Source organism: Cyanobium sp. Cruz-8D1, assembly GCF_024345975.1.
In the GTDB taxonomy this organism is placed as follows: Bacteria; Cyanobacteriota; Cyanobacteriia; order PCC-6307; family Cyanobiaceae; genus Cyanobium.
In genome coordinates, this window is record NZ_JAGQCD010000078.1 from 1 (window position 1) to 6,469 (window position 6,469).

The 6,469-nt window shown below is 66.1% G+C and carries 12 protein-coding genes; 6 read left to right on the forward strand and 6 right to left on the reverse strand.

The annotated features are described in order from the left end of the window. The first annotated feature begins 265 nt into the window (after positions 1–265). Together KBZ33_RS20660 and KBZ33_RS20665 are read left to right on the forward strand one after the other, a co-directional pair. Complete coding sequence (locus KBZ33_RS20660) at positions 266–679, forward strand: thermonuclease family protein (protein WP_396108937.1); 414 nt, start codon at positions 266–268, stop codon at positions 677–679. A gap of 80 nt (positions 680–759) precedes the next feature. Beyond that, on the forward strand, positions 760–1,131 hold the full coding sequence (locus tag KBZ33_RS20665; RefSeq protein WP_254955375.1) for an AbrB family transcriptional regulator: 372 nt from the start codon (positions 760–762) through the stop codon (positions 1,129–1,131). A gap of 165 nt (positions 1,132–1,296) precedes the next feature. Here KBZ33_RS20665 and KBZ33_RS20670 read toward each other — a convergent pair whose 3' ends face one another. The 6 genes from KBZ33_RS20670 to KBZ33_RS20695 all read right to left on the reverse strand — a co-directional run bounded on the left by KBZ33_RS20670 (position 1,297) and on the right by KBZ33_RS20695 (position 3,760). Next, on the reverse strand, positions 1,297–1,692 hold the full coding sequence (locus KBZ33_RS20670; RefSeq protein ID WP_254955374.1) for a PIN domain nuclease: 396 nt from the start codon (positions 1,690–1,692) through the stop codon (positions 1,297–1,299). Next, complete coding sequence (locus tag KBZ33_RS20675; RefSeq protein ID WP_254955373.1) at positions 1,692–1,898, reverse strand: type II toxin-antitoxin system VapB family antitoxin; 207 nt, start codon at positions 1,896–1,898, stop codon at positions 1,692–1,694. Before KBZ33_RS20675 ends, KBZ33_RS20670 begins: the two co-directional genes overlap by 1 nt. Before the next feature lie 119 nt (positions 1,899–2,017). Then, positions 2,018–2,248: a helix-turn-helix domain-containing protein gene (locus KBZ33_RS20680; RefSeq protein ID WP_254955372.1), complete on the reverse strand. Its 231-nt coding sequence runs from the start codon at positions 2,246–2,248 to the stop codon at positions 2,018–2,020. A 4-nt stretch (positions 2,249–2,252) separates the two neighbouring features. After that, a complete protein-coding gene (locus KBZ33_RS20685; protein WP_254955371.1) occupies positions 2,253–2,444 on the reverse strand; it encodes a hypothetical protein in 192 nt (63 codons plus the stop codon). Beyond that, positions 2,441–2,926, reverse strand: coding sequence for a hypothetical protein (locus tag KBZ33_RS20690; protein ID WP_254955370.1), 486 nt, complete (start codon positions 2,924–2,926; stop codon positions 2,441–2,443). Before KBZ33_RS20690 ends, KBZ33_RS20685 begins: the two co-directional genes overlap by 4 nt. A gap of 120 nt (positions 2,927–3,046) precedes the next feature. Further along, positions 3,047–3,760: a PD-(D/E)XK nuclease family protein gene (locus KBZ33_RS20695; protein WP_254955369.1), complete on the reverse strand. Its 714-nt coding sequence runs from the start codon at positions 3,758–3,760 to the stop codon at positions 3,047–3,049. A gap of 68 nt (positions 3,761–3,828) precedes the next feature. On the opposite strand from KBZ33_RS20695, the gene KBZ33_RS20700 reads away from it, so the two are divergent. From KBZ33_RS20700 to KBZ33_RS20715, 4 genes are all read left to right on the forward strand, one after another. Next, the gene (locus tag KBZ33_RS20700) at positions 3,829–4,056 is read left to right on the forward strand and encodes a hypothetical protein (protein ID WP_254955368.1); all 228 of its coding nucleotides are present in this window, start codon (positions 3,829–3,831) and stop codon (positions 4,054–4,056) included. Positions 4,057–4,870: 814 nt separating this feature from the next. Further along, the gene (locus KBZ33_RS20705) at positions 4,871–5,269 is read left to right on the forward strand and encodes a hypothetical protein (RefSeq protein WP_254955367.1); all 399 of its coding nucleotides are present in this window, start codon (positions 4,871–4,873) and stop codon (positions 5,267–5,269) included. A 32-nt stretch (positions 5,270–5,301) separates the two neighbouring features. Continuing rightward, a complete protein-coding gene (locus tag KBZ33_RS20710; protein WP_254955366.1) occupies positions 5,302–5,784 on the forward strand; it encodes a hypothetical protein in 483 nt (160 codons plus the stop codon). Continuing rightward, positions 5,781–6,110 (forward strand): hypothetical protein, encoded by a 330-nt coding sequence (locus KBZ33_RS20715; protein WP_254955365.1) that lies wholly within the window; start codon positions 5,781–5,783, stop codon positions 6,108–6,110. The genes KBZ33_RS20710 and KBZ33_RS20715 overlap by 4 nt, the downstream gene beginning before the upstream one ends. The last annotated feature ends 359 nt before the right edge of the window (positions 6,111–6,469 follow it).

Consider the following 6,469-nt stretch of genomic DNA (forward strand, 5'->3'; position numbering starts at 1 on the left):
GCCGCAGGGTCAGGCGACGGCAGAAACGGCCCTGGTTCTCGCGGATCGAACTGCCACCGCCTCCTCACCCCACGGCGCCAATGGGGATCGCATAACGGTCTCACCTGAGATGTGTCCGTCAGTCAGGTGCTGGGCACCTCCTTCGGCGGTGACTTCCCTCCCGGTGGGGCTGACGATCGGCGACGCCCTTCAGCGCAGCTTCGACCAGCACAAACGGCCAGAATTCCGCTAGCTGGCTGGGCCAGCTCTGAAATCGCGGCTGCGGATTGGGGCCCCGGTCACACTTCTGCTGCAGACGGAGGATCGCTACGGCCGCATCGTGGCCGAGGTGATCGGAGAGATCAATTTCGGCCTGGCGCTGGTGGAAGACGGCATGGCCTTTGCCTACCGGAAGTCCCTGGGTCAGTGCGACGCCAGGGAGTATCTCGATGCTGAGTTCCGTGCCTCTCGCAGGCGCTACGGGGTGTGGAGGGTGCCGGGTGGCATCACCCGCCCTTGGGACTTCCGCCGCGGCAGATCGGCGGGGCGATCAGCCAGAAGCACCGAGTCGATTCCTGGTGGCCGGACATATCGCTGCGGTGAGATCGGCTCCTTTGCCCGCGCCCAGGAGTTGTTGCGCCAAGGACACACCTACCTTGATGGTGATGGTAATGGTGAGGCCTGCGAAAGCCTCCGCTGAAGGAACGGACAACCGCACCTTGTTGCTCTGGCGGGTATCTGCTGAGTAGTTATGGTCCAGCTAACTGACGCTTCACCAACATGGCCCTCACAGGATCTGACCTCCTCGCCAAAGTCAAGGAGCTGGGCGATGCCTCCAAATCCGATCTCGTTCGAGCCGCCGGCTACGTCAGCACCAAGAAGGACGGTAGTGAACGGCTGAACTTCACGGCCTTCTATGAAGCGCTGCTGGAGGTCAAGGGCGTCAGTTTCGGAAACGGTGGAGGCAACGGCAAGGGGCGCGGTGGTCGCAGCCTGAGTTACGTCGCCACGGTGCAGGGCAACGGCAACCTACTGGTGGGTAAGGCCTACACCGCCATGCTGGATCTCAGGCCCGGCGATGAGTTCGAGATCAAGCTGGGTCGCAAGCAGATCCGCCTGGTGCCGGTGGGTGGGGCCGACGAGGAGGAGTGAGCGCGGCGGCCCTGGTGGGTCTCGCCTGGCCGCCCTGCAGACCCCAACCCTGACTTAGCAGGAGGAGCGGGGCAGCAACTGCTGCCGCGAGGCTGCGACATCAGCCTCTGCGACGGCCTGAAGCGATCAGTCCCTCCAGCAACGACTCTGGTCTGAGCTTGTGCATTAACCCAGCACCGGCTGCAGCCCCAGATGCTCCACGTAGGGCTGGAAGTCACGATCGCTGAACAGCAACGACAGGTTGGCCTCGATGCAGGCGGTGGCGATGATCCCGTCGATGGTCTTGCGCACCGTGATCCCCTTACTGCGCAGCTGCCGGTAGTTCTGGGCCGCCACCCAGGCGTTGCGTCCCTCCAGCATTGGCAGCAGGGTCAGCGAACGGAACAGCTGCCGGGCCTTCGCCACATCACGCCCATGGCGGAATCCCTGCAGCACCTCCACCAGGATCAGATCGCCAATCACCAGCGGCGTCTCCCCGAGCAGCCCATCGAGGTGCTCCACCTCGGGCGTGCTGACTCCATTGAAGAAGTCAATCCAGACCGAGGAATCAACGACGATCACTACGGAACATCGGGCCCATCAAGCCGCTGGGCCTCCAGGTCACCGTCCCAGTGGAGCTGGCCGCGGAACGCCCGCATCTCACCCTGCTGCTGCAGCCGCACCAGGGTGCGCAGGCCCAGTTCCACGGCCTCCCGCTTGCTGCGGGCCCCACTGACCTGCATGGCCTGCTGCATCAGGTCGTCGTCGATGACGATGTTGGTGCGCATGGCCCTGCTAATTCTGCTGATGTGTAAAGAGTAGGCCATTCGTACACATACGAACCGGGTGGAGCCGGCCTGGCGAATGCCGCCGTGTCGACCGTGCAGACCGCCGCCGCCACCACCCCTCAACCCAGCACGGACTCCAGCTCCTGAGCGCTGCGGGCGGAGAGCGACGCGATCCGGCGCTGCACACTCGCCACGTTGTAGAGCAGCGGGCTTCTGGCGCTGGGGAACTTGCGATACCAGTCCTCACCGGGCACCAGCAACTGCTGGGTGCGCCAGCGATAGAGGGTGGAGATCGAGACACCGAGGGCGGCGGCGGCCTGGGGCGCCGTCAACCAGGGGCAGGGGTACATCGGATCAAGAGCGGAGGTGCTTGGGGTGGCGGGCGATCAGTTCGTCGGACACGACATTGATCAGGGCCTCGGGCCCAGCGACCGTGACCAGATCGGCCACGGCTTCCAGGGCGATGCTGGGCAGTTCGCGCAGGTGCCTGGCCACCACCTTGCTGGCGGCCTCGGCGACTGTCTCTGTGACGGGATCGCGGCTCATGGCTGCTCCTGGTTCGGCAGCAACGGCGAGCCTGGCTTGAGCGGGGTCGCCTCCTTGATGGTCCAGAAGGGACTGCCGCGCTTCTGGCTGGCCTCACCCAGCTGCTCGGCCAGCTGCTTGCGCTTCTTGAGTTGCTCCTCCAGCCGCTTGATGGCCGCTGGATAGGTCCACGAGGGGCGGCCCTCCTGGCGGTAGAGGGTGTAGCCGCTCACGATCGGCAGGCCCTTCTCGGGCAGGAGGCCGGCCTCCACCAGGGAGTCGAGGGCCGTGGTGGCCTGCTCCAGGCGCTGCTTGGCGGCGTCGAGGACGGCCTTGGCCTCGGCGGCGACATACAGCGCCTCAGCGACCTCTTGCGACAGCGAGAAGGACTGTGGCGGCGCCGGCTCCAAGGAGGAAGCCAGCACAGCAGGCGAACAGGAGGCTGAGCTGTCGCAGGTGTCGAGCAGCGCATGCAGCGCGTCGATGGCGGAAGGGGACGACATGGGGTTGCTTGCGGATCTGGCGGGTACGAGAGAAGGCTGGCAGTAGTGGACCGTTCAAGAGCGATCTGCCTTATTTGCTTTCGCTAGTCATTTTATCACTAGTGACCCGTAACAGCAGCCCTAGAAAGGTCGCCAGTCGCGCACGTAGCTGTTGAACACCTCCCCCCAGCGCCGCCGGCACTCGGCGGCCGTGTGCGTCTTGACCTCACAATTGCCCGGCATGGCCCAGATCGTCAGCCCGCGGCTGATGGGCAGCCGGTAGTGCTGCTCGCTCATCGTGATGCCGGCCCCCAGCTGGGCCCGGGTGTCGTACTTCCTGCCCTTCTCGGAAAGGCTCTTGAGATCGGCGACCCCGTAGCTGCCATCGGGGAAGCGCAGCACCAGATCGAGCGTGCCGGCGACATTGCGTGCCGCGTCGTAGAGCATCAACTCCGAGGCCACCACCTGCACATGCCCCCAGAGAGGCTCAGCCAGCACGGGGGCGATCCAGTCGCCGTAGGCGCCGTACGGCTCGCCCCAGGGATCCACCGGCACACGCGCGTCGAGCCCCGCCGGCCACAGCTGTGGCGGCGCCTGCCAGTTGTGGAGAGTGAAGTGCTGCAGGGCGGCGTGGCAGGTGTTGCCGCGGGGCTCCCACACATCCCGCCAGGCCTCGATCCAGGCGAGGGCGTCCTCGTTCTTGCAGACCTTGGCGATCACGCCGGTGATGGACACCGGGAACCAGTGGTGGCGATCGGTGAGGCTGTAGGTCCAGGTGCTGTCGTCACGGCTGATCGGCAGCGGCTGGAGCCACTCAGCGCCATGTCCTGGCGCCTTGCTAGCGGCACGTACCACGTCTTGTGCCCCCAGTCGCTGCCACTACTCTAGCTCCCACTAGCGTGGTGCAAGCCAACAGTTTTGTCATGATCGATTCCCCCCTTCCGTTTGCCTCTGAATCACGCACCAACGTGATGGTGCTGCTGCGACCCGAGCAGGCGGCCTGGCTGCGTCATCACGCCGGCCGCCGCGGCGTTTCGGCCTACATGCGCGAGCTGCTGAGCCAGCTGATGGCGCAGGAGCGCCAGGAGATTGCGGCGGCGCGGCAGCGCCTGACGTGTGAGGCCAAGGGTTCGACCCAGGCCAGCACTTGAGGCCAGCCCGATGTTTGTGAGCCCCCGTTGCCCCTCGCCTCTGGCCGGGGCCCCGTTCATCAAGATGGATTACCGGGTGGCCTGCTGGGCCACCGAGAACCTCAGTGCTGCAGGCCTCAGGGCCTGGTTACGGCTCGTCACCTACTTCCGTAACGACCGGCCGATTCCCGAGATCAGCGCCAGGCGTCTGGCTCAGATCACCGGGTTGTCGGTGGGCGGGGCCCACAAGGTGTTCGGCGAGCTGCGCGAGCTGCTCAGGTTCGCCAATGACGAGGTGGACGAGTCGCCCAAGGAGACGGCCGGCGATGCTGCGATCAGCCCCGAGATCGCTTTTACATGGGCCGAGCGCGAGCGTGCGCGGCCTGAACAGCAGCGCTCAGCGGTCGAGGGCGAGCGTACGCAAGAGGCTCGACGGCCGACGGCAGAGGCCCTTGACCGTTCACAGCGTGAACACCCAAGCGTTCACGGCGTGAACGCAAACCGTTCACAGCGTGAACACCAAACCGTTCACCGCGTGAACGCAAGTGTTCACGGCGTGAACGCAAAGTGTTCACCGCGTGAACACCCCTCTATATCTGTTCAAGATCAAGATCAAGAACAAGAACAAGAAATAAATCCTCCTCCTCCTACCTCCTCCGTCACGCCGGCTGGGCCTCCAGCCGCGAACCCGAACGAGGAGGAGGATCGATCGGGTGGTACGAATGTTCCCCAAGGCAAAACACCCAGCAGCCCCCCAGCTGCAGCGCTGCTCCATCCCTGGGCTGCTGAGCCCCACCAGGGCCAACCCCGGCAACCCGACCCCCGTCTGCAGCCCGTGGCCGAGGAGCTGCGGGCCTACTGGGCAGGCAAGAGCGGATCGCGAACAGATCTGGCCTTCGCGGCGCAGCAGGCCCAGCTGCTGCAGATCCTCGACAGCCCCATCGGCGGCATCGAGGAGGTGCGCGGCCAGATCGCTACGGCGGCGATGAAGGACTGGGACCTCATCCGCTACCAGACCTGGCACGACTGGCGGCAGAAGCATCCGCCGCCGCTGCTGCTGCAGGAGTCGGACCTCAACGACGGCGCCCTGTTCCCCGGCCTCAAGTCTTTTGAGCGCCGCTACAGGGCCACCTACGGCCAGAACTCCAGCTCCGCCGATGTGCTGGCGGCCTTCTACAACGTCAAGGCTCGACTCGAACGGGAGCGTTCGCTACAGAATTTTGACTTGGCTTAGCGAATAGACTTCAGCGGATCAGGGAGGTTCCCGTGACGATCACACCCATCCACTACGGCGAGCTCCTCGACGCCCTCGCCGAGCTGGTGCCCTTCGTCAGGCGGCCGAGCGCCAACGCCATGGCCCTCCTCTGGTCAACCATCCCCCAGCAGGTGGGGGATGAGCTGACCCCGCAGCACCTGGCCTATGCCGCCGAGCAGTTCGTCCAGGACCCGGGCCGGCCCACGGACCTGCCCACCCACCTGGCCCTGTTCCGCTACCTCTACCGGCTGGAGAACGGGCTGCCGAACTTCCGCTGGGGCCTGCGCCAGGACCTGGCCATTCGGATGGCCGTTGAGGGCTTCCACCCCCTACCGGCCAGTGAGGCGGATCTGATCGCCCAGCACGGCCTGGCCAACGGTGATGGTGCCCGCCAGGAGCCGTCCGGCGTGCTGGACCACCTGAGCGTTCTGCCCTCGATGGCGACGGAGCAGCCGAACGGCAACAGCATCAGCAACGGCAACGGCGTCCAGTGAGCACGGTGGCCGAGGGCCTGGCGCGGCTGGTGGCCCGAGGCCTGATGACGCTGGAGCAGCTGGATGCCCCGACCCCAGCCTGGGCGGAGCTGGAGAGCGACCGCCAGCGCTCCGGCTCCAGCGACCTGTCCCAGGGCTGGCCCGGCCGGCGGTCACCGGCCACGCGCTATCCCGGCGCCGGCAGCACCGAGGCGCCGCGCAACCTGGCGCGGGAGTGGATCGAGGCGAATCCCAAGGCCTGGGCCGCGATGCTTGAGCCGCCCCTGGCGGTGGTGCAGGCGCATCCGCTGGCAGTCCTGCCGGACCATGCGGACGTTGCGGCCTGAGGACGGGAACCCCGCACCGCTCCCGGATCGGTGCCCAGGTGCCCCAGGAGCGGCATTCCAGCCCACTCTGCGTGGCATCACAAGGGAAACCTGGCTATAGGTCCCTTCCTGGCCCTCCTGGTGGCTGGTATCGAACAGCAACCACTTCAGGTAGGCTTGCTTCCATGCCTAGCGAATGCTTGCATCCCCTAGCGGAAGCTAAGCTGCCATTTTCGCTCCGTCGTTTTCGCCCCCTCGATGCCGAACGCCCCCAAGTCACGCGGCGACCGCGCCGAGCGTGAGGCCGCCGAGCTGCTCACCCTGCTGCTGGGCCTGCCGATCCGCCGCAAGCTCGGTGCCGGCCGCCTTGATGACGCCGG

Excerpts from the sequence above, each read along its gene's own strand:
- KBZ33_RS20665 (WP_254955375.1), top strand. The coding sequence starts at position 760 with ATGGCCCTCACAGGATCTGACCTCCTCGCCAAAGTCAAGGAGCTGGGC.
- KBZ33_RS20675 (WP_254955373.1), bottom strand. The coding sequence starts at position 1,898 with ATGCGCACCAACATCGTCATCGACGACGACCTGATGCAGCAGGCCATG.
- KBZ33_RS20680 (WP_254955372.1), bottom strand. The coding sequence starts at position 2,248 with ATGTACCCCTGCCCCTGGTTGACGGCGCCCCAGGCCGCCGCCGCCCTC.
- KBZ33_RS20685 (WP_254955371.1), bottom strand. The coding sequence starts at position 2,444 with ATGAGCCGCGATCCCGTCACAGAGACAGTCGCCGAGGCCGCCAGCAAG.
- KBZ33_RS20690 (WP_254955370.1), bottom strand. The coding sequence starts at position 2,926 with ATGTCGTCCCCTTCCGCCATCGACGCGCTGCATGCGCTGCTCGACACC.
- KBZ33_RS20700 (WP_254955368.1), top strand. The coding sequence starts at position 3,829 with ATGATCGATTCCCCCCTTCCGTTTGCCTCTGAATCACGCACCAACGTG.